Raw genomic sequence first — 26876 nt, 5'->3', positions numbered from 1 at the left:
GGTAAACGTATAAAACTTTTAAAAAATGAAATCATAATGGCTGCTTTTAAAGGTCAATAAATAATAATAGTGCGAATAATCGTTTTGAGACGTTATTTTGATTAAAATAGGCGTATGTACCGATAGGTTCAAACGCGATATCCGCCTTTGCATATTATTATGTTATACTATAACAATATAAAAAACCATCATAAAATGCGCCTTATACTAAAGTGCCTTGTAGATATAAAGGTAATAATTATAAAAGCGCTGGGTCATTTTTAGGAGCTTGCTTCATGTCTAGTCACTCACCCGTTTGCGATCATGTACACGATGTGCAAGATTTTACGCCGTCCGATGTGAATGAGCGCCTTATGGCCGCAAAAGAGCAATGTCGCGCAAGCGGTGCGCGCTTTACGCCGTTGCGCCAACAAATATATCAGTTGGTGTTAGAAGCCAATAAACCTGTGGGTGCGTATGATTTAATCACGCAGCTGCAGCAAATGCGCCTGACCGAACCTGAAGCCAAAACTCCTGCTTCAACTAAGCAGAAAAACAGTCAGACGCCAAAAAACGTCGCACCGCCAACTGTTTATCGCAGCTTGGAGTTCTTATTAAGCGAAGGTTTGATTCATCAGCTAACCTCTATCAATGCTTATGTGCCTTGCTGTCATCCACGCGCCCAACATACGGCAGCATTTTTAATCTGTGCGCAGTGCCAGCGTGTGCAAGAATGCAGCAGTTTACCGGTGCAAGAAATCATGAGCTTTGCGCAACAAGACGTCGGTTTTATGGTGGAGCGCAGTGTCATTGAGCTCAGTGGTCGTTGCCAAGCGTGCCAATAAAATAGTTGATGGGCAATATTTTAGGTTGACGCTTTTGCCCTTAGCGATGCTTTTATCCTAATTATTGTGGTTCCATTACTCACTTATCACCAACATATCAGTACTGCCCTATGAGCCTAGCGACTTCCCCAACCAAGCCATCCTCTGCCATTAATATGAGTGATAAGACGATGAATAATGCCACCAAACTGCTGAGCTTAAGCGATATCAGCTACCATATCGGGCAGCAACGCATCCTCTCGCATATCAACATTGATATTGCAGTCAATGAAACGGTCAGCCTTATCGGTCCTAATGGCGCGGGTAAATCAACCTTGGTTAAGCTGGTTTTGGGCTTAATAGAGCCAACGAATGGACAGATAACACCGCACCAAAAGTTACAGCTCGGTTATGTGCCGCAGCGCTTTACGGTCGCGCCTATTTTACCGTTACGCGTGTGCGATTTATTGGCCCAAGCAGATAAAAAGCGCTTAACCGCTGAGCAGCGTCAATTTATATTTGAAAAATTATCCTTAACGCATCTGCTATCACGGCAAATGCTGCACCTATCAGGCGGTGAAACCCAGCGCGTATTGCTGGCGCGCGCCTTGCTAGACAAACCCAATTTATTAATTTTAGATGAGCCAATGCAAGGGCTTGACCCTGATACGGAAGTTTGGCTGTATCAGTTTATTGATGAGCTGCCGGAGTTTTTACGCTGCGCCATGTTAGTCGTTTCGCATGATTTGCATTGGGTGATGAAAGGTAGCAGGCGTGTCATTTGTCTTAATAAGCATATCTGCTGTGAGGGACAACCAAGCGAGCTTGCTATTAGTTCAGAATTTCAAAAGCTCTTTGGACATCATTATGAGCAGCCGTATGTCCATCAGCCGCACGCCTGCGAGCATCATGCCCCAAGCGAGATATAATTAACAACCAAGCTTATTCAGGCAACAACCGCCTTATTCCTTTTTATAAAAACGTTACGGATATCTATTATGACCGCTTGGTTAGCCATCATTGCCCCTGCCTGGATTGCTGGCAGTATTTTAGCCTTACTTTCTGCGCCTTTAGGTTGCTTGGTATTATGGCGGCGCATGGCATTTTTTGCCGATGCACTGGCGCATGGGACATTGTTAGGGGTAGCGTTGGCAGTATTATGGCAATTACCCATGGGTATTGGTATTGGCATTGTCAGTGTGATGGTGGTGCTAGGACTGGTGTTAATTGATGATGAGCGTTTGCCCGTCGATGCGGTGCTGGCCGTGGTTGCCGTGTCGCTACTGTGCTTAGGGTTATTAACGTTAACCCAGCTGACCGACCAGCAAGCCAATGTTTTAGGTTTCTTATTTGGCAATTTGCTCGAGCTTGATTGGGCAGATTTACCGTTGATTGCGACCAGTGTTTTGGTGGGATTGGGGTTACTTATTTATATATGGCCGGCGCAAATCAAACTGGCTACTCATGAGGCTTTGGCACGGATTCAAGGTATCAATCCGACTCGCCAGCGGCTGTTTTTTATGGGCGTATTGGCGGGGTTTTGTGCCATTGCCTTGCAAGCGGTTGGTAGCTTATTAATCAGTGGTTTATTGGTATTGCCCGCTCTGACCGCCCGTCTCTGGTCAGCATCGCCAAAACAAATGGTTATTATCGCTTTGATTATCGCCCAGCTTGGCGTCACGCTTGGCGTCTGGGGCAGTATCTGGTTTGATATCCAGACCGGACTTGCTATTGTTTTAGTCCTCGCTATTTTATTTTTTATTGCGCTGATTATCTCAAAGCTAATAGGCATAAAATCAGGTACAAAATCTCTGATGGCAAAATTCTGGTCGCCACGCCATTAAATATCCAAATATCCGGCAGCGCTTACGGCGGTCGCAGCAATTATTATCATCGTCGTAAGGAAGCTATTTACTTCGCCTTTATCGAACTTTATTTCATCAATATTGCTAGAGCTTTACTCGTCATAATGTTATAAACTTTCTCTAATATTATCAAGAATATAGTTAACGACTTTTATAATAAAATAAATGCTTTCTACGGTGTTTTGATTTAACGCGATTTTGATTGATAAGGGACTAAATCCAATGCTTAGCTATCCTGCCAGCGCCATCAGCACGCCAGACGGACAGGTAAATATTCTGCAAATCACTGATTTGCACTTATCATCCCACGTGCCTGCGGCGGTTGACGAAACCAGTAGTGAAGTGGCGATTTGCCAGTACAGCTTTGAGGCAATTATCAAACAAGCGTTAAGCGAAGATCGTCGCTGTGACTTAATCATTGTCACAGGCGATTTGGTGAATAAAGTACAAACTGAGATTTATGACCATATCTTTAAGGTGTTGCAAGCGACAGGGATTCCTTTCGCTTGTATCGCAGGCAACCATGATGTCACCGATGAAAATGACAGTGAGCTGCCATTTTTTCAGCGTGAACTGATTGCCAGACCTACCGATGAGCGCCTGCTAAGCCGACATATGATTGAGACGGAGCATTGGCAGCTGCTGTTATTAGACTCGTCCATCACTGGCAAGGTAGCAGGAGAGGTGACGACGACCGACATTGATTGGCTATGTCAGCAGCTAGAGACTTGCACGAAGCCTGCGCTCATCGCCTTACACCATCACGTGATACCGGTCGACTCTGACTGGATCGATCAGCATATGGTAAAAAATGCCGATACTTTTTGGCAACGGATGGCGGCATTTGAGCATCTGCAAGTTATTATCAGCGGGCATACCCATCAAGAGCAAGTCCGTCAGCGCCAAGGAGTGACGGTGTATAGCACGCCGTCTACTTGCTATCAGTTTCAACCTTTTGAAGATGATTTTGCTTATGATAAAAATGCCCTACCCGGATATCGTTGGTTGCAATTAGCCAACAATGGAGAGGTTGCAAGCTGGGTCGAAAGACTAGATACTTGACGACCAGTTTTATTGGCTAAAATTTGGCTAGAATAATATCGCCAGAGCCTGTATCTTATACTGTTAGACAATGTAAGAAAAATAAGCATGGTCTAAGCTTTATTTAGACAAAATTATAATAGCTAGGATGGCTAACTTGACCACAAGCTAAGTTTTCACAGTCAGGGATTTGTCTATTTATTTAACCGTAAGCATTTAAATAAATAAATTCATGACAATATACCTGACCATTGATAGGTCGCCCGCGTCCTATCGAGATAACCGTATTATTAGATCAGCTGTGTTACTTGTGTTACTAAGTGGTAAAACGTTTTATAAAGAGACAATTTATAGCGTTTGATAAATTTATAACGTCTTGTCTTTTGATATGTCGTTTTATTGAATTAATTTGAAAAAGTAGGATACCCATATGAGCACCCTGACCACGAATCCGAGTGATGTAAAGTTCACCCCTTATGAACCTGCCAAAGACGAAGAGTATATGTCTGATGAGCAATTGGCGCATTTTAAGGCAATGTTATTAGATTGGAAGCACCAACTGATTGGCGAAGCGGATCGTACCAAGACTTATATTCAAGATGAGTCTAGCGCCACGCAAGAAGAAGAGTTTGCTTTGACCTTGCGTACGCGTGACCGTGAACGTAAGCTGATTCGCAAAATCGATAAATCTCTCGCCGAAATTGAAAACGATGATTACGGTTTTTGTGAAACTTGTGGCGTAGAGATTGGTCTGCGTCGCCTCGAAGCCCGTCCAACAGCAACTCAGTGCATTGACTGCAAGACTTTATCTGAGATTAAAGAGCGTCAAAACCAAGGTGCTTAAATAAGCTGCTTAAATCCAGCTAGTTTAACAGTCATTAATACCCTAATATAAAAACGAGCGACCATTTATTGGTCGCTCGTTGCGTTTTATGTTGTTGTTTTATCTTCTTGTTTTTTATTTTCCTGCGTTTTATACGTTGCCAGTTATAGATGAACTTGATGCTTATTGACACGCCACCAACAAAATAGGCATATTTGCTAAATATCTTTTTGGCGCTATATTTATTATTCTATGTTTTTATTCTACTGATACTGCCTACTTTGAAAACCATCCATACTCCTATGCCAATTCAAATTTCAACTCCAGCCGCAGCCGCATCGTCATCACAGCCTATCGGGCGTTTTGCCCCGTCACCCACTGGTGAGCTGCATCTGGGTTCATTAACGACGGCACTTGCCAGCTTTTGTCATATCAAATCTATCGGTGGCAAGTGGCTCTTACGTATCGAAGACACTGATACTGAACGCTGCGATAGCCAGTTTACTGAGCAGATTTTGATTGATTTGGAGGTGCTCGGGCTACACTGGGATGGCGATGTCATTTACCAATCTGAACGCATTGATATTTATAATGATTACTTATCTTCAAGTCTCTATCCGCTGACTTACGGCTGTCAGTGCTCACGCAAAAGTCTTGAGCGTTATTGGGAGCGAAAAGCGATAGGAGAAAGTATTGACCCGCAGCAGGCAAACCAAAAACTTTTAAACAGACAACGCTATCCGCGCTGCTGTCTAGATGCAGGTTTTGATAAAGCGCAAAATAAGCTACGGATACAGTTGCCAAATTATCGTATGGGCTTTAAAGATGGTATTCAAGGCGTGCAATGGGATAATCCGCAGCAAACCTTGGGAGATATGGTGGTACGTCGCCAAGATGGCATGATTAATTATATTTTAGCCGCAAGTCTTGACGATGGTTTGCAAGGTGTCACGCATATCATGCGCGGTTTAGATATTTTACCGATGACCACCGCCCAAATCAGCATTATGCATGCTGCACGCTTGCCGGCTATCGATCATTGGTATCATTTGCCGCTGATATGCAGTCCTGACGGTCAAAAGCTGTCGAAACAAAACCTTGCCCAGCCGATTGATACTCGCGACCCAAGCAAGCTAATTAACCATGCTTTACAGCTATTGCAGCAGCCTGCCGTTGATAGCGATACCCCAACAAATATGCTGAAGCAAGCGATTGCACAATGGGATAATTTGCCGCTACAAAATATGCAGTCTTTAAATATGCCGAGCATTTAATAACATAGTCCTAAGCCCTAATAGAAAAAACGCCGCTATTAGCGACGCTTTTTTATAATTAATGATTAGAATGAGAATATATTAAACAATCTAAAAGTATTTATCACTTTATCATTAAATGACTTAATAATAACGACACTGGCTTTTCTCAATCTCAGGGCTTTCTTTATAAATCTTTAGTAGCACCGCCACCATCACCAAGCTAATCAACATCGATGAGCCGCCATAACTAAAAAATGGCATGGTCAAACCTTTGGTTGGAATTGCGCCCATATTCATCGCCGCATTAATAATCGTCTGTGCAATAAACACCACCGCGATACCAAAAGCGGTATAGCTCATACGCATCTGGCGACGTTTAAGCGCATTATAACTGATGCGCATCGCGCTACCGATAATGAGCGCCTCAAGTATCAAGATCATCGTGACCCCAACAAAGCCCAACTCTTCACCCGTAATCGCTAATAGGAAATCCGTATGTGCCTCTGGTAAATGCGACAGTTTTTGTACGCTTTCACCATAACCAACACCGGTAAATTGCCCACGACCAAAGGCGATTAAGCTACGTGCCAACTGATAATCAGTGTCTTGCACATCGTCAAAGGGATCCAAAAATGACATCACCCGTACAAGTCGATACTGGACGGTCGCCACCATTAATACGGCTCCGCCAACGGCGACGGCGCCGAGCGCGATAAACTGCTTATAAGGCGCGCCTGCAATATAAAATATCGCAAAAACTGTGCCGATAATAACCACAAACGAGCCAAAATCTGGCTGTGCTAATAATAGAACAGTGATTAGTCCGACCACTATCGCAATGCGTAAAAAGCCATCCCAGCCATTACGCACCTCAAATGAGCGCCGTACCACAAAGTCTGAGACAAATATAATCATTACCAATTTGGCGAGTTCTGCGACCTGAAAGTTAAAGCCGCCTAGACTTAGCCAACGCTTCGAGCCGTTGATGGGCGTACTAAACAAAGTAGCAAATAACAAGAGCCCGGTAATCGCTAACAGCATAAACTGGGTTTCAGTTCTATAAAGTCTTTTTAGAGATACTACTTTGTAAGATATACCGGCAATAAACAGACCGATAGCCATATACAAAAGCTGATTATAAAAGAAATGCAGTTCGCTCATGCCGCGACTAAGGGCAAAAGGAATAGAAGCGGAAGCCACCATCAATAAGCTAAGCACCAGCATACAGCCGACGCTCGATAATAAAGTTGCGCGCGCTGATGGCATGGACAGAACGCCATCTGAACCCGTGGCTCGTGGCGATTGAGGGGTCGAACGAAAAATAGAAGAGAGCGCCATAATTTTATATACACTAGCAAACAAAAAAACACGGCGTTTATAAAACGCCACCGTTTAAAAAATATGAAATAGATTTTATCTAACAAGATAATAGCAAACCGCTAGCAGGTAACAAACCACGACTTGTTAGCGGTTTATAACGTCAATGTTAAGGACTGACATGGCAGAATATTTCGGGTTGCTGCTTAGTTCGTCACTTGATCCGTCATTTGGTTTTCGCAAGCCTCACTGTTCATATTTGACAGTAGCAGCAATTTATAAGCAAAACAATCATTTATCAAAAAACGCCTGCCATTTTTACCACACTACACGAAACAGTATAAAAGCTGATGGTCATACTATCTAGCGACAAGCTCTTTTATAACAAGTTCTCTCACGACCAACTATCTGATGACACACTATCTTGTGGAGCATTATTTAAAAAACACTGCATTGTGAAACAGTGCTTTAAGAGTTACGTATTCAAGAAACACTGCTTCAAGAAATTTTGTCTAATCGCTTAACCAGTTGACTAAAATGCTCGCCACGGGCAGCAAAACCACTAAACTGATCAAAGCTGGCGCAAGCTGGCGATAAGAGCACCGCTTGTACTTGCGATAGGCTGCTTTCTGTGACTTGCTTAATCATCGAAAAAGCGCCTTCTAACGTCTGGCATTGATGTAATGAAACGTCATCATCACGGATGCCTGCTGCGCGTAAATGCTGCTCAATCTGTTGGCTGTCTTCGCCAATAAATAGCACTTGGCTGACATATTGATTGATGAATGGCGTCAATTCGCCAAATTGCTGACCTTTACCCTGCCCGCCTAATATTAATAATAGCTTGCCGTCTTTAGGTGCATATACCGCCCCCAAACCTTCGACAGCGGCCATGGTTGAGCCAATATTAGTGCCTTTAGAATCATTAAAATAATCAATTCCATCAACCGTGGCGACATATTCGCAGCGATGCTCAAGCCCTGTAAATGCCTGCAAGGTGTTAAGCATACTATCAAGTGGTAAACCTGCAAGCTCACCCAATGCCAAAGCTGCTTGCGCATTGAGTAAATTATGACGACCTTTAATGCGCAGTTTATCCGCCGATAGCAAACGCTCTGTCCCGCGGGCCAGATATGTCTGCCCTTCTGAGTCGGTAATCAGACCATATTGACCTTTATTAGGGGCGTGAATGCCCGTGCTCAATCTTGGCAAATTATCCGCCACTAGCGGGCGCGTCAAGGCATCTTCGCGGTTGATAACTACTGATTTGGCACCTTGAAAAATGCGATGTTTGGCTTGATGATAATCAAGCATATCGCCATGACGGTCTAAGTGGTCAGGTGACATATTAAGCACCGTTGCCACTTGCGCGCCTAAATTGGTCACGGTTTCTAATTGGAAACTTGATAGCTCGATAACGGCCAACTCCATCTCACTATTAGACAGCAGAGTCAATGCTGGCACGCCAATATTGCCGCCCACACCAACATTCACCCCTGCATCCGCCGCCATTTGTCCAACCAATGTGGTGACGGTGCTTTTAGCATTAGAGCCAGTAATGGCAATAATAGGTACGCGGCATGCTTCACAAAATAGCTGAATGTCGCTGACAACTGGAATATTTACCTCTTTAGCCGCGGCAACTGCTGCTGTCTTCAATGAGATGCCTGGACTGATGATAATTCGAGCCGCTTGTTGCAATAACTCCGCATCTATCGCCCCGAATTGACGAATCTCAACAGCAGCAGGTAACTGGTCTGCTAAAGACGGGCTCACTTGATTATCAGTCACAGCGACTTGGTAGCCTTGCTCGGTCAAATAATGCGCCACCGACAGTCCTGACTGTCCCAAACCGACCACGACTTGTAAACCACTGCCTTTATGAAGTAAGGCTTCTTTTGCGGTGCTGGCGGTCATCTCTATTCCTTCTATCTATTGGACAAACAAAATTGTGTCAAGCATCTCGATTTTAATAAACAGCTTTTATAAGCAATTTTTATAAACAACTTGCCTATAAGCTTAGCTCTATGAATACGTGCTATATAATCTGAATAAGACGTTTTAGATGAACAGCATCATAAAGCCATTACTCGGATTTCGGTACTGGTTTTTTGAGGCTTTGTGTTATTATGCGCCTGTTTTTATATTGAGTCGCTAGTGCTATAATAGCTGCCTTAATAGTAACTGCTATCGCAAATGGCTATTTTGACCAAGTGTGCAATCTAGCATTTTAGTTTAGCATGTTGTCACACGTATCGGGATATTGTCATCTTCCTTCAGCAACGATTCGTCTGGTGATAATGGTATGACAGACAATCACTGCCCTAGATTATGGCGTTTTGTCTGACAAATTAGTTATCTTCTTCTACCGCAATAGACCATCGCGGACACTTATTCATCATTTTAAAGACTGTCATCATAGTGATTATGGGTGATGGCATTTGCGATACCATTATAAAGGTCAATAAATAGTTGGTCTCTATACAATCATTTTATCGCTAAGCTTTATTGCTGAGTTAGAAATGATTGTTTTTTTTGCCTCTAACCCTATGCAGTTTACTTATGACATCTTTTTTTGGCAGTTTGCGTGAAGAGTGGTTTTCCAATATCCGCGGTGATACGTTATCAGGTTTGGTGGTCGCACTGGCCTTGATTCCAGAAGCGATTGCCTTTTCTATTATCGCTGGTGTCGACCCAAAAGTCGGTTTGTATGCATCGTTTTGTATCGCTGTGGTGATCAGTTTTGTCGGTGGGCGTCCGGGTATGATTTCAGCGGCAACCGGTGCAATGGCACTGGTTATGGTTGATTTGGTCGCTGAGCACGGTTTGCAATATTTGCTGGCCGCCACCTTATTGTGCGGCGGTATCCAAATTATCATGGGTATCTTAAAGCTTGGTAATTTAATGCGCTTTGTGTCGCGCTCGGTGGTCATTGGTTTTGTCAATGCGCTGGCGATTTTAATATTTGCTGCTCAGTTGCCTGAGCTTAATCCGATGACTGAGCGTGTCGGTATGACAGTTTATATTATGACCGCAGCTGGGTTGGCGATCATCTACTTGTTTCCACTGATTCCTAAAATCGGTCGCGTGATTCCGTCACCGCTGATTTGTATTGTTGGCTTGACCGCGGTCGCCATGTATATGAATCTTGATATTCGTAACGTCGGTAGCATGGGCGCTTTACCAGATTCTTTACCAGTGTTTTTGTTGCCTGATATTCCGCTGAATTTGAATACCTTACTGATTATCGCCCCTTATTCCATCGCGCTTGCCATCGTAGGTTTATTAGAATCGATGATGACCGCGACCATCGTCGATGAATTAACCGATACGCCAAGTGATAAAAACAAAGAATGCCGTGGTCAAGGTATCGCTAACGTGGTATCAGGATTCTTTGGTGGTATGGCAGGTTGTGCGATGATTGGGCAGTCGATGATTAACGTCAAATCCGGCGGTCGTACGCGTTTATCAACGCTCATCGCTGGCGTGGTGCTGCTCATCATGGTGGTATTCTTAAGTGATTGGGTGAGCTTGATACCGATGGCCGCACTGGTAGCAGTGATGATTATGGTTTCTATCGGTACCTTTAACTGGCAGTCTATTCGTGAATTTAAAACCCATCCGCTGTCCTTTAATATCGTTATGCTAGCAACGGTTCTGACCACCGTCTTTACGCATAACCTAGCGTACGGCGTCGGCGTTGGGGTGCTGTTATCTGCCTTAGCATTTGCCAATAAAATCGGGCAATTTTTAACTGTTTTTAGCGAATATGATGATAGCAGCAATACGCGCTATTATTATGTACAAGGACAGGTGTTCTTTGCTTCAACGACGCAGTTTTTGCAGAGTTTTGATACCAAAGAAGCTTTGGATAGCGTACAAATCGACGTCAGCCAAGCCCATTTTTGGGATGTGAGCGCCGTTGATACTTTGGACAAACTGGTCATGCGCTTGCAACGCGAAGGTATTGACGTCAAAGTGGTCGGACTGAACAGCGCCAGCCGTACCCTTATCGATCGTTTTTCGATTCATGATCGCCGAGATATTGGGCTCTTAGATTAAGTAAAACTGCATTAGTGTTATCAAGCTGAGATAAGCGCTTAGTTTATTCATCAGTAATTATATTGGTATATAAAATCAGGCTCGCTGGTTAAAGGAATGACTTTAATCAGCGGGCCTGCGTTTTTATTATTGAGATATGTGGTGCCTTTATGAGTAATTTGAAGCCAGATAGTGTGATTGCTTGCTTGGATTGTCCCAATCATGTGCAAGCGGTATTGGATGCCAGTATGTGGGCATCTGCTCGTCTGCAAGCACCTATTGGTCTGCTCCACTCCGTACCAAGTTTACAACAAAAAGCCGCCGTCGATTATTCCGGCTGCCTAAATATTGATGATGAAAATGCCTTGCTCGATCAATTTACGGCAAAAGAGCATTCAAGTAATAGCGAGCTAAAAGCCCAAGGTAAGCTGCTACTACACCAAGCGACCACTTACTGCGAGCAGCAACCTCATAAGTTTAAAACCTATACCTTGCATCGGCATGAAAGTCTGAGTGACAGCATTGATTACGTCGATGACAAGGCACAATTGATTGTCATCGGTCATCATGTCACCTGTAAATCAACCTTAAGCCAGCTTATCCGCTTAAGCCACTGCCCCATTTTGGTGACTCATGCACCATTTTTGCCCCCAACCACGGCATTGTTTGCTTTTGATAATAGCCCAACCTCGCATAAACTGCTAAATTGGCTCTGCAAAACACCACTCGTTCGCGCTTTGACAATACACATTGTCATGGTTGCCAAAGAAAATCCAGAAAACTGCGATGCGTTACGTGAAGCTTATGCGCGCCTCAAACAAGCGGGCATCAAATGTAAAAAAGCCTTGCTAGATTGCCGCGATGTGACTGTTGCCCTAAATTACTACCAAAGCAAAAACGATATTGGTATGCTGATGACCGGTGCTTTTGGGCAGCCGCGTTTGCTTGAATTACTAAAAGGTAGCGAGACAAAAAAACTACTGGGCAGCACCAAAACCCCGTATTTACTCTTCCCCAAGGCCTAAGGCTGCTCTTTTATTTGCATATAGAGGCTGAATGTTAAGCGTGATTTATCGCGCTTTTAATATTCCATTTCGCATAAACCTCTACGACTTCCTCCTGTTATACCTGCCCTTTTCTCTGCCATCATCTTTTAGCAAATCATCACATGAAATAAAGTGATAGCCTACCTAAGTGCTTAAAAAGTTGGTTATAATAAAGTGTTCGTTCACTCAACGTTAAAGGTTAATTTCCCTAACTTGTATCAATAAATATGCTATTTATCGTTATGATATAAGCGCTATTCATTGTCATTTTTATAAGTATTTTTGAGCGCCTGTGCGTAAACCTACCTACCCCCTTGAGTAGATTTGGCACAATTCTTGAAGCACTGTTTGTAAGCATGACAATAGTACGCGGCAGCAAACTGCCTCTATTAACCTGCGACATCACCCATATAAGGATTTTTTTATGAAGCTAATCACTGCGATCTTAAAACCGTTTAAGCTCGATGATGTGCGTGAAGCGCTTTCTGACATCGGTGTGAAAGGTGTCACCGTCACCGAGGTCAAAGGTTTCGGTCGTCAAAAAGGTCATACCGAGCTCTATCGCGGCGCCGAGTACGTGGTGGACTTTTTACCTAAAGTAAAAGTCGAAGTGGCAGTGATGGATGAGATGGTCGAACCTGCTATCGAAGCCATTACGCGTATCGCAAGTACTGGCAAAATCGGTGACGGCAAGATATTTGTGACCAATCTTGAGCAAGTCATTCGTATTCGTACGGGTGAGACAGGTCCTGATGCCATTTAATACTTAAGCGCCAGACCGCCTATGAATACTGATTGATAGGTCATCTCGATAGCTATATTGCATATATTCAAGGGGGAATTAACATGCAAAATCAAATCTTTGAGCTCCAGTACGCGCTAGATACGTTTTATTTCTTAATGTGTGGGGCGCTAGTCATGTGGATGGCCGCCGGCTTTACCATGTTAGAAGCAGGATTGGTACGCTCAAAAAATACCGTCGAAATCCTTACCAAAAATATCGCCCTCTTTGCCACCGCCTGTACCATGTATATGATATGCGGTTATGCCATTATGTATGATGGCACTCTGTTTTTGAGCGGTATTGCAGGCACTGAAACCTTAGTAGCAGATGCATTAGCGACCTCAGCTAAAAATGGCTTTACTGGAGACGCCGTATATTCGACCGCCTCTGATTTTTTCTTCCAAGTGGTTTTCGTTGCCACCTGTATGTCAATCGTTTCAGGTGCAGTGGCTGAACGCATGAAGTTATGGTCTTTTTTACTGTTTGCCGTTGTCATGACCGGGTTTATTTATCCATTAGAAGGTAGCTGGACTTGGGGCGGTAAAGAAGTCTTTGGTTTATATAGTTTGGGCGATTTGGGTTTTTCTGATTTTGCTGGTTCAGGTATCGTCCATATGGCAGGAGCCGCTGCCGCGCTATCGGGTGTCTTGCTCTTAGGGGCACGTAAAGGTAAATACGGTCCAAATGGTGAGATACGCGCTATTCCGGGGGCCAACTTACCCTTGGCCGCGCTTGGTACTCTTATCTTATGGATGGGCTGGTTTGGGTTTAACGGTGGTTCCGTACTCAAGCTTAGCGATATCGTTAGCGCCAATGCAGTTGCGGTGGTGTTTTTAAATACCAATGCCGCTGCTGCAGGTGGTGCCATCGGCGCACTTATTATCGCCCGCATTATATTTGGTAAGGCAGATTTGACCATGCTCTTAAATGGTGCACTAGCAGGTCTTGTCGCTATCACTGCAGAACCCTCTACACCGTCGGCGCTTCAGGCAACGCTATTTGGGATAATGGCAGGTGTCATCGTCGTACTATCTATCTTAATATTAGATAAAATCAAGATTGATGATCCAGTAGGGGCTATTTCGGTGCATGGCGTGGCAGGCTTATTCGGTATACTGCTAGTTCCTCTAACAAATCCAGCTGCTACTTTGCTCGGGCAAATTGCCGGTGCTGCAACCATCTTTACTTGGGTGTTTATAAGTAGCCTGATCGTTTGGAGCATTATTAAAGTGGTGATTGGTCTGCGTATCTCTGAAGAAGAAGAATACCAAGGAGCAGATATAGCCGAATGCGGTATGGAAGCCTATCCAGAGTTTATAAGGTAAGCTTACTATCTACGATGGTTTTATTGGGGTTCATTTTATCCACAATAAGACCATCATTAATAAAATTAGCATTTATAAAAACGTATTGATAAAAGCAGTATTGATAAAGCACTCACCAATAAAACCGTTATTAGTAAAAGTGCCACCACTAAAAATCCCGCATAACCTTTTGGTCATGCGGGATTCTTTATTTCTTATTCTTTATAAAGCTTAATCTACGTTAACAACCAAGCTTAATAAAGTAGAATTATATCAGCTTATTTCTTTTTCCACGTTTGGCTACGTGAGAATGGACCGATATAACCTTTTAGTTTTAAGGTGCTGCCACTTAGGTTAGCAGTCATGCGATAGTCTTTATTCTTTTCAGGGTCAGTAATCGTACCGCCACTGTATTTACCACCACCGTCAGCTTTCAGACCAGAGATGATCGTCATGCCAACATGCTTTTTACCTTTTTCTGAAGTCGTACTGATAAGCTTACCAGTTAGGACGCCATTAGACTCAGTGATTTTAACCACGCCTTTTGGCTGGCCTTCATCAAAAGTCTGCCAAGTAGTATTGTGTAATGGGTCAGCGGCGAATGCCATGCTTGCTAAACTGATACCGGCAACTGCTAAAGTGGTTTTTGCGAATAATTTCATAAATTGACTCCCTTCATTCAATGATTACTAGAAACGTTGTGTTTCTGATGTCCTACGCTTATCCTTTTATCAACAATCTTTTATTGCAAGCTTGCGGTTCTATCCTAAAGTTTAAGTTAGTAACCTGCATTAGTGTTTAATTAATGCTCAGTCTTATATAAAAAATCTGATCGACATAAGCGATGTCTTAACTCATTATAAGCAATTTTTAGAATTTGCCTAGTAATTTTTTTATAGTTTATTATTTCTCTAAAACCAAAAGCATATCAAACAGTTACAGGAACGGATTGTCTATAATTTTATCTGATTGGTCATCTTTTTCTTTTGACTTATCCTCAGTATTACTATATTGACTGCGGTTTTCAAATGCCAGCATAATTTTACTTGTGAGCTCGTGTAGCTGTTGTGCTTGCTCATATCCAATATCGTTAAAGACCAGATTAATGTCGCCATAAATAATAATTTTGTCTTCTTGGTTTTCGATTACCAAATCGCCAATCTGCATACTTTGGTGATTATTTGCAAATGGATCAATCATTTAGTCCTCCTTTACCTTAACAGCGCATTACACGATCTTTCAATGCTGTGTGGATTTAGTTGCATTTATGTCTGCAATTGTGCCATGAGCCAGTCAATGATTGCTAGGACAAATAGCATCCAAATTGGTTCTTCTGGGGAAGTTTCGGGCAAATCGGAGCTGTCACCTGCCTTTAAAGGCAAATCAAACGCTTGCGCTTTGGTTTGGGCGTCTAATACCGGCAAAACATCGATGCCAATCTTGGCGGTTAATTCATCAACACTAATCACTTCTATACGCTCTGATTCATCATTGGGCGCATAATACACCCCTGCTTGATTGCTTGCAGGTATGTAAACCGCTTTGAAAAAATGACTGGGTACAAGCACCCGATCGGCCAGTTGTTTGGTTTTTTTATTGGTAAACGCCACCCCTGTAATGGTGTAAACCTCACCATATTGCTGGGTTAAATAGCGCGTGGCTGACTCAATATTACGCCAAATATAACGATTGTTACGCGGTGATTGTGGCGCGATGTTGGCAAGGCTAAAACTATCGTACTGCTGGCTGCGATTGGCCATATTGCCATTGGGTGCTAAGTGCCCACGATCGTAACCGGAGCCTGAATAATCAGAGAGCTTGGCGCGCATGGATTTTGGTAGGCGGCTTTCTTCATGAAAGCTGTCTTCTCGGTCAATCTCTTTGGCTTGCTGCAAGCGCTTGCGGTCAAGATATTCTGCTGACCACAGCGGGGTGCGTGAGACGCCTGAGTACATAACGGCAAAACCGTCCATACATAGCGCTTGGGTATTATTGCTGAGCTTAGGATTAGTAAATTCAGGATAGACGCCACCATAAAACGACTGGCTACACTGGCTCAGGTCGTCCGCTTGTGCAGATGACATCCCTATTAAGACAGTGAATACTGCCATTATGATGTTATTTTTAACCTGTGCTTTATCTTTAAAAAAACTTATCATGCCACTTTCAACCATCTATACCTGTCATTACGTATGCGCTATCCTAGCAGGCAGTTAGAAATAAAGAAAGATGCGGCGCAGGCCGTGACATTTTAAATGCTATCCGCTATACTTAGGCAGCCAAAAATCTTGGTCTTGCAAAAAATGGTGAAGTGGGTGAGTGGCTGAAACCGCACGCCTGGAAAGTGTGTATACGTTCATAGCGTATCGAGGGTTCGAATCCCTCCTTCACCGCCAATCTTATAAAATCTTAGTTTTCCTACCTATTCCCAAACACTCCCACACACCTCTACAACCCTTTATAAATAACGCGTCTAGCGTTTTTTTTATGCCTGCTATTTTCCCAATTCGACCCAATGTGACCCACCTATCCTGTGGCTTGTGTTGGTCTATCTGTTGGTCTATGATTTCATTAGACCTCAAAAAGACCAACATTTAGGCTTTATGATTCAGCATTAGACCAACGTTTTTGTTGTATCTCTTGATTCATACAGCTTGTAGCCATAGGGAATAGACCAACATGTTAAGCGATAGTAAGATACGCAAGCTTAAACCTAGTGAGAAATGCACACCTTCACGTCCTGACAAATACAGTGATCAGCAAGGCTTACAGCTATTAGTACGCAATACTGGCACAAAGACATGGATAAGCGCCTATCGCTTCGATGGTAAGCAGACACGGCTAACACTTGGTACTTACCCCATCATGTCGCTTGCTGAAGCTAGACAAGCCAATACTGAGATTAAAGCGCTGCTCGCTGATGGTATCGACCCAAAAAATAAAAAGCGTCAAGACAAGCTTGCTAACATCCACGCGCAGAAATTTAATGACTACGCCTTAGACTGGCTCGCTGAGCGCAAGCGCAACGTCAAGCCTCGTACTTATCAGCAGGACTATAACCGGATGCATAAAGACGTGTTGCCCCACTTTGAAGGCATTGCACTAAAAGATGTAAGCTTTGAGGATTGTCGATCGATGGCAGATGAGATCGAAACGCGTGTAAACACAAAAGGTGAGCCACCACGTGAGGTCACTAGACGCACAATTGATCTGGTGGCTAATGTTTTAAGACGTGCCAAACGTGAGCGCATCATTGAGCAAAACCCAATCGATGATTTAAAGGCCCTCTATCCTAAAGCCAAAAGTCAGCACATGAAGCATGTGGATATCCATGAGCTACCTGCCCTACTCCAAGCTATCGAAGGCTATCATGGTCACGACCAAACCCGATTAGGTATGAAATTCTTAGCCTATTCATTCTGTCGTACCATCGAGCTGCGTATGATGAAGTGGTCACATATCGATTTTGCCAATCGCTTATGGCGTGTTGATATTGATAACCTTAAAATTGCGCGTAAGCATGTCGTACCACTGTCAGATCAAATGCTCAAAGTGCTAGAGGAAATGAAAGCCATCACGGGGCAATATGAGTACGTGTTTTATCATACAGGCATGCATCAGCCATATAGTGAAGAGTTTATCAATAATGCGCTCGATATCTTGGGTTACGCAGGCAAACAGACAGGTCACGGCTTTCGTCACATCGCCTCTACCAACCTAAACGAGCTTGGCTATATGGGCGACGCGATTGAAAAGCAGATGGCGCATGATAAAAAAAGCAGCATTCGCGCGGTTTATAACCACGCGCAGCATTTAGAAGAGCGTCGTAAAATCATGCAGGTCTGGGCAGACTTTTTAGACCTATTGAGAGACACAGGCGAGGTCGTAGACTTTCAGACAGCAAGGCAGCAAATTGAGCAGTCACTGGCAAGTAAGCAACCAAACACATTACAAAACGCTGATAAACAAGATCTGCTCAAAGCGCTATTAGAGCAAGGTATCACAGCTGATGAGCTGCAAGTCTACATTGAGAATAACTGATGTATTTAACTAATTACGAGAAGTTATTAAAGCCGTCTATCAATATGAACTTTACTAGACTCAATAAACTTTGCATTACAATCAGTTGAGCTGCATATAGAATTTATCGGCTTAGGCTCAGAAAACCAGAAAAATATATCCCTGTATTAAGTCATAACTTAGCGTAATTTTCTGTATTAGTATCGGCTGTTTCCTTAGCTTGTTTTCCATTGCTTCCTTCAGGATAAAATGGCTGTAATGTATTAACTTCTTGTTTGGGTGTAATAGTCTCAGCTGGCACATCTTCATTATCGTATGTCGATGAGCCAACCGATTCTGCATCATAATCGCTACTTAACTCTTGCTTATCTTTAGTTAGAAAAGTGTCTTCAGAAATGACCTCTCTCTCAGTATGTTCGCTTGGCAAGCTTGAGGGCTTCTCTAAAGTTATCTTATCGAAAGCCTTATATTGATTAGGGAAAGATGGGGACAGCTTAATTTCTTGATTTCGCATCTGACTATAAGCAGATTCAACTAAGTCATTCAACACTTCACGCTGTGTCTTACCACAAGCCTTAGCAAGATGCTTTAGGTTTTTCTTATTGTCACTGGTAAGATCTATACCTTGTTGTTTCTTAATTTTATCGCGATCACGCTTTTGTTTTGCATTCCAAGCCTCATACATATTGCTAATAAAGAGCATTCTATTATCAGTTTTTTCTCCGTTTACAATATCCCCCTTTTGATAAATCCAATGAGTATCAAAAACCCAATAATCTAGTGAGGCCAGAATATGACAAAGCCGCATAGCTGTATCTGTTGCTTTAAATTCAATAGCATCAGTACAAATTAAAGCCTGCCGGTATCCAAGCTTATTAGCGTTTTTGTTCCAGTCTCTGTATTTTTTCTTCTGCTCTTTATTTTGTCTCAAATTATCGAGATCATACATTTCACTCATGTATTGATACGCATAATTTATTTTAGCGCTACCATTGTTCTTATTAGTAAGCCATCGAATGTCTTTTGAATTTAACTTACTAAGAAGGTAAGCGTCTTTTAATAAATTTAAAGTTTTCTCTTTCAATTTTATTTGTGCATCGCTATCTTGATCAACAACTTTTTTATTCTGGATCAACACTCTTCTATTAAAAATAACATCATGAACAAAAACATCTATATCAGATTCTATAGATACTAAATTGCTCGGGATATTATATTTTTTTAAAACCATATTTAACCACAACGCCGCTCTTCTATCCTCGTAGAACCACTTGACATAGTAAAGCGGTATACTGTTTTCAGCACTGGCTTCTAATAATCTATTCAAATCTCTAGGACTATAAGGTCGTTGTTTTAAAATCCTTATTAGCCTTTTTTTACAGAACGAATCATCCTTCAATATAGTTCCTGTTGGTAAGTCACCTACTAATCGTAACTCATACATACACCAATACACACTGTAGATGCTAAGAGCATTGACTCTTTTTTCAATATATTTCTCATCTTCTATATTTAATACCATGCAATTCTTGTCCTGTTAACAAGCCTCTGTTTCATTATATTTTATTATATAATAATTAAAAGTAAATTGTTTTTTACTAATTCCTTATTGTTAGAATACCATTATTTTCGTCATTAAAACATCGTTAAAACGTCATTAGAACGTCGGTATAAATTTAGTATATCAAATGAATTATATAAGGTTGAGCTATAAAATCCTTATAAACTAACGTTAATGATGATCAGCTAACTCCATCTTCACCCTCTTCTCCAAGGTGCAGTAATTTACGGGGTTTTATTTTTCGTACACCCAAGGCTGCCTATATAAAACTGCTATTTTGACACCAGCAAAAGGACGGTAAGATAATATAAGTTATATTAAGGACTGCTTAACTAAGGCGGATACTATCCGCACCTAGGAATAAAAAAATACACAACCCTATAAATATATGTAGCACCCATTCAACTTTATATTCATAGGAAAACAAACCATGATCTATTCAACCGTTAATCACTCACAACTCATCTCGAACGTCGACAGACTGGTTAGAGATGTATTATTTAGTAGCATCAATTTCCAACAAATCAAAAGCCAATTGAACGAGTTCTACTACTCGTTCATGATTAGCCTTGATTCTGAATTCATATATTCAAAACCACTCCAGGCATTTATAGAAAGCACCAATATAATTATTGGTAACGATTATCCTTATAACGTCTTTTGGGATAATGAAAAGACAATGCAGTTTATTAATTTACTGTCAAACTATGAAAAGGTCATTAAGAAGGATTACAATGCGTGGCGTTATCAAAGTAATCAAAACAGCAAAAGCTTAGAGCCTAATATCAGAAACCTAATCTCAAATCATTCAAGATTGTTGTTTGTAAGAGTGGATTTAAAATACATACAAGAGATCAGTCATCACATTTCTATTCGTGATTTTGACTTTCATATGAAAAAGTTAAGAGACGCCATTCATAATGGCGATACTTGTTTTAAGCATTTACTTCATCATGCTTGGTCATTAGAACATGGTGGAGAAAATGGTGGCTTTCACTGTCATCTGCTATTGATCTTTGATGGCGCAAAACATTACAAGGACAGCTATTTGGCTGATCAAGTTGGACAAAAATGGCGAGATATTACTGAAGGCGTTGGCTATTGCTTTATCCTAAATACTAAAGAATATAAGGAAGGCCTTGCACGCTACGGCAAGCTTGGTATTGGGATGATCCATCGTAATAACTTGCAAGAAGTTGAGAATGCGGTTAATGCCGCTTTGTATTTAACCCGTCCTGATAAGCCTGATGGCAGCTATCAACGTCTTAAAGTGTCTTTACCGAATATGAATACCTTTGGGCAAAGTATGCTTAAGTAGCTTAGTAAAAGGGAGCTGATGTAGGTAAAGCATAGAGGCACAATCTCATAGCAAAATAATCTTAGATATATAGTACCCCCATGAGATAAGACAGATAGCCTCGCTTACCTGTCTGTTTAACACTCACTCATTCCATTCAAAGGTCTGCTTCATTGCAGGCCTTTTTTTATGCGCAATAAAAAAAGGAGTTCTCTATGAGACCAATCTGCCCTCACTGTCATTCATCAAACGTCACAAGTAGTCTACCTGGTGACAGTGCATCTACTATCTTTGAGCAACTGTGTTCACAATCTTCCCTTTCAGGGCTTGGTATGAGTATCTGCAAGTACTACAAAATCAATGCAACAATCGGTGTGGTGGTAGGGACTGCCATGGCTTCTGCGATCAGCTTGGCTAAAGACAAGCGACAGCAGCCACCTTTAATTACTTTATCCGAAAGACCCCGTTATTCCTGTCATACCTGCTTATCAACCTTTACGATCTAAAGCACTCATATAACCCATTAAGCAAAACCATCTAATATATCAAGGAGCAATACCATGGCACATTTAATCGAATCAATGGCGTACGTCGGCGAAACCCCCTGGCATGGACTAGGGCAAGAGTTATCCCCCAAGCAGCCTATCGAAGTCTGGGCACGTGAGGCAGGTATGGATTGGCGTATTGAGTCCTCAGACGTCAGCTACATGGCAACCAATGATAAAGGCCAAAACCTGATCATGCCTTTTGATAGCAATAAGGTGCTGTATCGCAGTGATAACTTGGAGCCGTTGTCAGTGGTCAGTCAACGCTACCAAGAAGTACAACCGAGTGAGATTCTAGAGTTTTATCGGGATCTCACCGAACAAGCTGACTTTGAGCTAGAAACAGCAGGAGTGCTTAAAGGCGGTCGTAAGTTCTGGGCACTCGCTCGTACTGGTCAATCAGCAACACTACGAGGTGGTGATGTCAGTCATGGCTATTTGCTACTAGCAACCGCTTGTGATGGGACATTAGCCACCACAGCACAGTTCACCAATATCCGTGTGGTGTGTAATAACACCTTAGCAATCAGTTTGGCTGATGGTAGTGGCGGCGTGGTCAAAGTACCGCATAGCACTACCTTTGATGCCGACAAGGTAAAACAACAACTAGGCGTGTCTGTCAGCCAGTGGGACGACTTTAACTATGAGATGAAGCAGCTAACCAACAGACGAGTGACCCAAGCAGAAGCGGCCAATTATTTAAACCGCGTGTTTAACGATGTCAAAGACGACGGCTTGATTCTGTTTAATACCGCTAAGAAGGAGAAAGAAGCGGTTCCTAATGCCCGTGCCATGAATCAGGTGATGACTATGTTTAACGGCCAAGGCCGAGGCGCAGATTTAGACTCGGCTAAAGACACCGCTTATGGCTTGCTGTCAGCCATGACGGAGTTTGTTGATCATGAACGCCGTGCTATGTCGCAGGATCATCGCCTTGACTCAGCATGGTTTGGCGCAGGGGCAAAGCTTAAAGATAAAAGCCTCGATGAAGCGCTGCGCTTAATTGCCTAGTCGCCTAATCGCATAGACACTGTATTTAACTAATGAATCAACCACGCCTTTGAGCGTGGTTTTTTTATGCCGCTAATCAAACAAAGTACCGTATTACTTATGAATAATAAATCTAACGAAGGAGTTCATCATGAACATGATCGCATTAAACAATACAACAATCATTCAGCCAAGAGCTAAGCGTGTAACCGTTAAGAGTAAGGCTTCAATCAAAGCTCGGCACAATAGCGAAGAGTTGCCAACGCCTAAAGTAGATAATAAAGCGGTTAAGCCATCTGCTAATCAATCAACCACCCCTAAGCGTTTGGTTGATACTAAAAACCTAAGCCGTGAGGACTGGCTACAATTTCGCAAGCAAGGCATTGGCAGCTCTGATGCCGCAGCTGCTTGTGGTATACATCCTTATCTATCCATGCTGGAGTTATGGATGATTAAGACAGGACGTATGGAATCAAGCGTCGATGAGAGTATTGATGGCTATTCGCCTTTGTACTGGGGCAATACGCTAGAGCCAATGGTGGCTAAATACTATCAAGAACACACTGGCAATAAGGTCAGGCGTGTCAATGCCATCTTGCAGCATCCTGATCCTGACAAAGCCTTTATGTTAGCTAATTTAGACTACGCAATCACTGGTAGTGACGAGGTACAAATTTTAGAGTGTAAAACGGCTGGGGAACATGGTGCTAAGCTTTGGAAGCATGGCGTACCGTTATATGTCACCTGCCAAGTGCAGCATCAATTAGCGGTTACGGGTAAGCAGGCTGCGCATATCTGTGTGCTGCTTTGCGGACATGAAGCGAAGATTTATAAGGTTGAGCGTGATGAGCGCTTGATTGCCTCTATTATCGAGCATGAGCGTGAATTCTGGCAATACGTGGAGACAGATACGCCACCAACCCCTGATCATAGTGAGTCCGCAGCGAGAGCATTAAAGCAGCTTTATCCAACGCCTGAGCCATCAAGCAAGGTTGATCTACGAGATGACGATGGTGCGAACAAGTTGTTCGAGCAGTTGCTTAGCTACCGTGATTACATGCAGGAACTAGAGCAGCGTCATGATCAAGTGAAGCATCAGCTGCAAAGCTTAATCCAAGATAATGAGATTGCGGTATTTTCGATGGGCGCAATTTCTTGGAAACGCTCGAAAGACAGTATTGGCTTGGATAGTAAAGCCGTTATCAAAGCCCATCCTGAGCTATTAGCTAAATTTGGCAAAACTCGTCAAGGTAGTCGTCGCTTTGTGGTCTTAAACGATTAAGCCATCAATCACTTATTAATAACCATCAATACATTCATCAACCGATCAAAGATAATCAATTAAAGTAAGCACATAACAGCCCACCTAGCACAGGTGGGCTTTTTATGGCTAACTAAAACATATGAGGAATATCACTATGATTAAAGGTCTAACGATTACTCCACCAGTTTTAGGTCGCATCAGCATTGGACGTGTCGTTCAAAAAGACGGCAAACGTCTTCCTGCTAAAGACGATCAATTCACCATCACCAGCCAAGTTCAAAATAAAGACGGCTGGATCAATCATCCACTAGACGAAAAGCTACGTGCAAATAATGACGGTAAGCTCAGACATATTCCCGTACGTATGCTGTTCAATGATCCAGAATTAAACCTACGAGCTGAGTACACGCTATTTGATAGACAAACGGGCAGACCGTTATGTGTGGGTGACGGTGAGCAGTGTCAGCGCCGCACAAGCAATGGCGTGGAAACACTGCCATGCCCATCACCTGATCGCTGTCCACTCGCGCAAGGTGGCGCGTGTAAGCCATATGGTCGCTTGTACGTTAATCTCAGTGAAGACGATGAGCTTGGTACGTTTATCTTTCGCACTACAGGCTTTAATAGCATTAGAACGCTTGCAGCACGGCTGAGCTATTTTGCAGCAGTATCAAGCAATAAGCTGTCGTGTTTGCCACTGCAACTAACCCTACGAGGTAAAAGCACGACGCAAAGCTATCGAACGCCGATTTACTTTGTGGATTTAACCTTGCGTGATGGTGTGACACTTAAAGATGCAGTACAACATGCCAGAGCGATTGATACCGAGCTAAGTGAACACGGCTTTGATCAAGCGGCATTAGAGGAAGCCGCGAAGCTTGGCTATGTGAATTCGTGCTTTGAGATTGATAGCGATAGTCTACTTGATGTGGTCGAAGAATTTTATCCAGTAGAGACTGATGATGTCAGTAGTGTTCAGCAAGGGAATTATCAAAACAGGTTAGCGACTCATAACGTGACTAGCATTGAGCAAGGATTACGGCAAAGTGTTACAGCGGTGAGCTAACGCATTCAAAGCAGATAGGTGACATAAAAAGGAGCGGATTCATTCTGCTCCTTTTTTATTACTTCAACCCAAGACTAGAGAACGGACTGTATAGGATGCCGTAAAAAAATATGGGACTCCCTCACTGTATGAGAGATGACGCTCTCATTAACTAATAAGGAGATATTCATGGAAATTTTAAACACAGGCACTCAACAAAACGTATCAACACGAAGCATGCCGCAAATACCTCGCATGCTACCGCTAAAGCAAGTCGTACATTATACAGGGCTTAGCAGCACTACGATTTACGACATGCTCGATAAAAGATCAGACCGTCACGATCCCACCTTCCCCGTTCAGGTTAAGCTAACCAAGGGACGTGTGGCATGGGTCGAAAGCGAAGTTGCTAAGTGGATTGAAAGTAAGATAGCGACTCGAGTTCATTGATACGCTATAAAAAAATAAGCTGCGTTACGCAGCTTATTTTTTTCTTTAATAGCATCAGAGCAACTTATCGATTTATATCAATGAAAGCCCCAACAGGCACGTCACCTTCAAAGTCATCGTGCGCTAAACCCTGCTTTGCCATTTGTTCAGTAATATCATCTTCAAGCTGTTGCTCTTCTGGTGTAAGCTCTTCATCTTCAAGCTGTTGGTCTTCTAATGTAAGCTTATCAAAGTCAACAATATTTTCTATATGATCATCACCGTATGGACTATCCATCGTACCTTCCTTATACTAAATGTTAGAGTGATTAGTATTAGGCGACTAAATAACTATTTCAAGTCTTTTTTTTGTACTAATTTCATGCTTAATAAACTAGGTATTCTTAACTAAGAGACAAAACCACTTTTTCTCTCTGCAACAATTTTTACTAGCTGATCAAAACTCATTACTTCTATATAGACAATATAGAAAGGCACATCATGAATAGATTTATTTACAAATAAATCGATCACTGGCAAAACGTCAGACTCAGACAGCTACTAGGCTCTTTTTAAAACACTTTAAATAGCTAAACCTAGCTAGGCTTAGCTGTTTTTAGCTATCCTTAGCTATTTGGAAGAGACCAAGACCAACCTTCAGAAACGACTAAACTGAACCGCCCCGACTTTATCGGAAGTTGATTTACTTGAGCTAGGCAGCTTCACCTAACAGATTAAGATTATTACAATACCCCTTTTCAAACTCAAAGGGTCACACATAACCAATCGTACTATGCAAACGGGTTTTATTGAACCAATCCACCCATTCAAAGGTTGCCAGTTCAACATCATTTACACCGTCCCAGCTCTGCTTTAAATAATGAAACACCTCAGATTTATAAATCCTATTAATCGTCTTAGCCAATGCATTGTTGCATGAATCACCATTGGTGCCCACAGACGCAATAATGTTCGATTCGGCAATTTTATTGGTGTAGCAGATGGATAAGCACTGAACCCCTCGATCACTGTGATGAATCACCTCCTTAGGCTTATTTCTGTCTGCTATCGCCTGATTTACCGCTGCTATATCAGTGTTCATACGACTAGATACTTTCCAGCCGACAATTACTCGTGTAAATACATTAATGATAAAAGCAGTATATACCTAGCCGCTCAATGTCTTGTAAGCCATAATGTCTCATTAATCGCTCAACTGAACCGTCCCGACTATATCGGAGACAGATCTACTTGAGTCAGGCAGCAATGCCTGACTGATTAAGATTATCCTAATAGCGCTTTTCAAACTTAAAGGGTGCCACATAAAGAATCGTACTATAGTCAGTTCTTTTTAAATAAGATACAATCGTTTTAAAACAAACGAAATGGCAGAATAACAAATGACCTATTCAGCAGATTTTCGAGCACAAGTGATTAAAAGTGTC

General features: G+C 42.4%; 24 protein-coding genes, 1 tRNA gene and 1 pseudogene. 18 read left to right on the top strand and 8 right to left on the bottom strand.

The window, feature by feature from the left end; all coding sequences use genetic code 11:
* Window positions 1-275: 275 nt before the first annotated feature.
* From JMX13_RS07145 to gluQRS, 6 genes are all read left to right on the top strand, one after another.
* Window positions 276-824: a transcriptional repressor gene (locus JMX13_RS07145; protein WP_201611555.1), complete on the top strand. Its 549-nt coding sequence runs from the start codon at window positions 276-278 to the stop codon at window positions 822-824.
* 155 nt (window positions 825-979) lie between these two features.
* Complete coding sequence (locus JMX13_RS07140) at window positions 980-1732, top strand: metal ABC transporter ATP-binding protein (RefSeq protein ID WP_413786306.1); 753 nt, start codon at window positions 980-982, stop codon at window positions 1730-1732.
* A 69-nt stretch (window positions 1733-1801) separates the two neighbouring features.
* Complete coding sequence (locus tag JMX13_RS07135) at window positions 1802-2647, top strand: metal ABC transporter permease (RefSeq protein ID WP_201611553.1); 846 nt, start codon at window positions 1802-1804, stop codon at window positions 2645-2647.
* Between the two features lie 243 nt (window positions 2648-2890).
* Window positions 2891-3730: a metallophosphoesterase gene (locus tag JMX13_RS07130; RefSeq protein ID WP_201611551.1), complete on the top strand. Its 840-nt coding sequence runs from the start codon at window positions 2891-2893 to the stop codon at window positions 3728-3730.
* 409 nt (window positions 3731-4139) lie between these two features.
* Entirely contained in the window at window positions 4140-4553 is a 414-nt protein-coding gene (gene dksA, locus JMX13_RS07125) for an RNA polymerase-binding protein DksA (RefSeq protein WP_201611549.1), read from the top strand.
* A gap of 281 nt (window positions 4554-4834) precedes the next feature.
* Complete coding sequence (gene gluQRS / locus JMX13_RS07120; protein ID WP_201611542.1) at window positions 4835-5806, top strand: tRNA glutamyl-Q(34) synthetase GluQRS; 972 nt, start codon at window positions 4835-4837, stop codon at window positions 5804-5806.
* Between the two features lie 123 nt (window positions 5807-5929).
* Here gluQRS and ftsW read toward each other — a convergent pair whose 3' ends face one another.
* Window positions 5930-7126 (bottom strand): putative lipid II flippase FtsW, encoded by a 1197-nt coding sequence (ftsW, locus tag JMX13_RS07115; protein WP_227686244.1) that lies wholly within the window; start codon window positions 7124-7126, stop codon window positions 5930-5932.
* A 477-nt stretch (window positions 7127-7603) separates the two neighbouring features.
* Window positions 7604-9022, bottom strand: a complete 1419-nt coding sequence (murD, locus tag JMX13_RS07110) for a UDP-N-acetylmuramoyl-L-alanine--D-glutamate ligase (protein ID WP_201611540.1) — start codon at window positions 9020-9022, stop codon at window positions 7604-7606.
* 645 nt (window positions 9023-9667) lie between these two features.
* Here murD and JMX13_RS07105 point away from each other — a divergent pair.
* The 4 genes from JMX13_RS07105 to JMX13_RS07090 all read left to right on the top strand — a co-directional run bounded on the left by JMX13_RS07105 (window position 9668) and on the right by JMX13_RS07090 (window position 14301).
* A complete protein-coding gene (locus tag JMX13_RS07105; RefSeq protein WP_201611538.1) occupies window positions 9668-11167 on the top strand; it encodes a SulP family inorganic anion transporter in 1500 nt (499 codons plus the stop codon).
* A gap of 149 nt (window positions 11168-11316) precedes the next feature.
* A complete protein-coding gene (locus JMX13_RS07100) occupies window positions 11317-12171 on the top strand; it encodes a universal stress protein (protein ID WP_201611536.1) in 855 nt (284 codons plus the stop codon).
* A 445-nt stretch (window positions 12172-12616) separates the two neighbouring features.
* Complete coding sequence (locus JMX13_RS07095; RefSeq protein WP_011514651.1) at window positions 12617-12955, top strand: P-II family nitrogen regulator; 339 nt, start codon at window positions 12617-12619, stop codon at window positions 12953-12955.
* A gap of 83 nt (window positions 12956-13038) precedes the next feature.
* Window positions 13039-14301: an ammonium transporter gene (locus JMX13_RS07090; RefSeq protein ID WP_201611534.1), complete on the top strand. Its 1263-nt coding sequence runs from the start codon at window positions 13039-13041 to the stop codon at window positions 14299-14301.
* A 257-nt stretch (window positions 14302-14558) separates the two neighbouring features.
* On the opposite strand, the gene JMX13_RS07085 is transcribed toward JMX13_RS07090, so the two are convergent.
* The 3 genes from JMX13_RS07085 to JMX13_RS07075 form a co-directional block, all read right to left on the bottom strand.
* Window positions 14559-14942: a DUF2147 domain-containing protein gene (locus tag JMX13_RS07085; RefSeq protein ID WP_201545882.1), complete on the bottom strand. Its 384-nt coding sequence runs from the start codon at window positions 14940-14942 to the stop codon at window positions 14559-14561.
* 274 nt (window positions 14943-15216) lie between these two features.
* The gene (locus JMX13_RS07080; protein WP_201545880.1) at window positions 15217-15480 is read right to left on the bottom strand and encodes a hypothetical protein; all 264 of its coding nucleotides are present in this window, start codon (window positions 15478-15480) and stop codon (window positions 15217-15219) included.
* A 65-nt stretch (window positions 15481-15545) separates the two neighbouring features.
* Window positions 15546-16439 (bottom strand): DNA/RNA non-specific endonuclease, encoded by an 894-nt coding sequence (locus tag JMX13_RS07075; RefSeq protein WP_227686243.1) that lies wholly within the window; start codon window positions 16437-16439, stop codon window positions 15546-15548.
* 146 nt (window positions 16440-16585) lie between these two features.
* On the opposite strand from JMX13_RS07075, the gene JMX13_RS07070 reads away from it, so the two are divergent.
* Together JMX13_RS07070 and JMX13_RS07065 are read left to right on the top strand one after the other, a co-directional pair.
* Window positions 16586-16676, top strand: a tRNA-Ser gene (locus JMX13_RS07070).
* Between the two features lie 283 nt (window positions 16677-16959).
* Window positions 16960-18321, top strand: a complete 1362-nt coding sequence (locus tag JMX13_RS07065; protein WP_201611530.1) for a tyrosine-type recombinase/integrase — start codon at window positions 16960-16962, stop codon at window positions 18319-18321.
* A gap of 151 nt (window positions 18322-18472) precedes the next feature.
* Here JMX13_RS07065 and JMX13_RS07060 read toward each other — a convergent pair whose 3' ends face one another.
* Window positions 18473-19822, bottom strand: a complete 1350-nt coding sequence (locus tag JMX13_RS07060) for a hypothetical protein (RefSeq protein WP_201611521.1) — start codon at window positions 19820-19822, stop codon at window positions 18473-18475.
* Window positions 19823-20291: 469 nt separating this feature from the next.
* Between JMX13_RS07060 and JMX13_RS07055 the strand changes: the two genes are divergently transcribed.
* The 6 genes from JMX13_RS07055 to JMX13_RS07030 all read left to right on the top strand — a co-directional run bounded on the left by JMX13_RS07055 (window position 20292) and on the right by JMX13_RS07030 (window position 25452).
* Window positions 20292-21179 (top strand): inovirus-type Gp2 protein, encoded by an 888-nt coding sequence (locus JMX13_RS07055; protein ID WP_201611519.1) that lies wholly within the window; start codon window positions 20292-20294, stop codon window positions 21177-21179.
* A gap of 194 nt (window positions 21180-21373) precedes the next feature.
* The gene (locus JMX13_RS07050; protein ID WP_201611511.1) at window positions 21374-21664 is read left to right on the top strand and encodes a hypothetical protein; all 291 of its coding nucleotides are present in this window, start codon (window positions 21374-21376) and stop codon (window positions 21662-21664) included.
* Between the two features lie 54 nt (window positions 21665-21718).
* On the top strand, window positions 21719-22714 hold the full coding sequence (locus JMX13_RS07045; protein ID WP_201611509.1) for a DUF932 domain-containing protein: 996 nt from the start codon (window positions 21719-21721) through the stop codon (window positions 22712-22714).
* A gap of 130 nt (window positions 22715-22844) precedes the next feature.
* Window positions 22845-23975 (top strand): YqaJ viral recombinase family protein, encoded by a 1131-nt coding sequence (locus tag JMX13_RS07040; RefSeq protein ID WP_201611507.1) that lies wholly within the window; start codon window positions 22845-22847, stop codon window positions 23973-23975.
* Window positions 23976-24111: 136 nt separating this feature from the next.
* Window positions 24112-25023, top strand: coding sequence for a hydrolase or metal-binding protein (locus JMX13_RS07035; protein WP_201611498.1), 912 nt, complete (start codon window positions 24112-24114; stop codon window positions 25021-25023).
* A gap of 168 nt (window positions 25024-25191) precedes the next feature.
* Complete coding sequence (locus tag JMX13_RS07030; protein ID WP_223808574.1) at window positions 25192-25452, top strand: helix-turn-helix transcriptional regulator; 261 nt, start codon at window positions 25192-25194, stop codon at window positions 25450-25452.
* A 64-nt stretch (window positions 25453-25516) separates the two neighbouring features.
* On the opposite strand, the gene JMX13_RS07025 is transcribed toward JMX13_RS07030, so the two are convergent.
* Window positions 25517-25729 (bottom strand): hypothetical protein, encoded by a 213-nt coding sequence (locus JMX13_RS07025; protein WP_144297485.1) that lies wholly within the window; start codon window positions 25727-25729, stop codon window positions 25517-25519.
* Between the two features lie 474 nt (window positions 25730-26203).
* A pseudogene (locus tag JMX13_RS07020) lies at window positions 26204-26599 on the bottom strand (DDE-type integrase/transposase/recombinase); the annotation flags it as partial.
* Between the last annotated feature and the right edge of the window lie 277 nt (window positions 26600-26876).

This window comes from Psychrobacter immobilis, assembly GCF_904846285.1.
GTDB lineage: Bacteria > Pseudomonadota > Gammaproteobacteria > Pseudomonadales > Moraxellaceae > Psychrobacter > Psychrobacter immobilis_D.
This window is presented reverse-complemented; position numbering and strand designations above follow the sequence as displayed.